Genomic DNA, 536 nt, shown 5'->3' on the forward strand with positions numbered 1-536 from the left:
TACGCGCCTCCCTCAACATTGAACAAGTCAGAGATTACCTGGCACAAAAAAATCGAGGGATTGGCTACCTAATGGGTTCGAGTTTTGGCGCAATCACGCCGTTTTGTTCCTGCTCCAGCATTCCCGTATTCCTAGGTTTCACCTCAGCGGGTATTCCCGTAGGAATTACTATGTCCTTTTTGCTTACCTCACCACTCATTAACGAGGTGGCCATACTGTTACTGCTAAGTCTACTAGGCTGGAAATTCACCCTTATTTACGTATTGGTGGGCATGACGGTTGGGATCCTTGGCGGCCTATTTCTAGACACCATCAAAGCCGAAAAATGGTTACAGTCTTTTGCTGCAGAAGCCCTCTCCAAAGCACAAGGAAAAGAGCCACAAACTACAGCATCAAAAGCTCAAGCGCTTGGCTTTCAACAACGTCATCAATTTGCAGTACGTGAGGCAACAGAGATTTTTGGCCGCGTATGGAAATGGGTAATTATTGGCGTCGGTCTCGGCGCTGCTTTACATGGCTTCGTACCAGATGGCTGG

1 protein-coding gene is annotated in these 536 nt (G+C 47.8%); it reads left to right on the forward strand.

Annotation, left to right across the window (positions count from 1 at the left end):
- On the forward strand, positions 1–536 hold a 536-nt coding region (locus tag A3729_RS23480), incomplete at both ends, for a permease (RefSeq protein WP_197476010.1).

The organism is Oleiphilus sp. HI0043 (genome assembly GCF_001634935.1).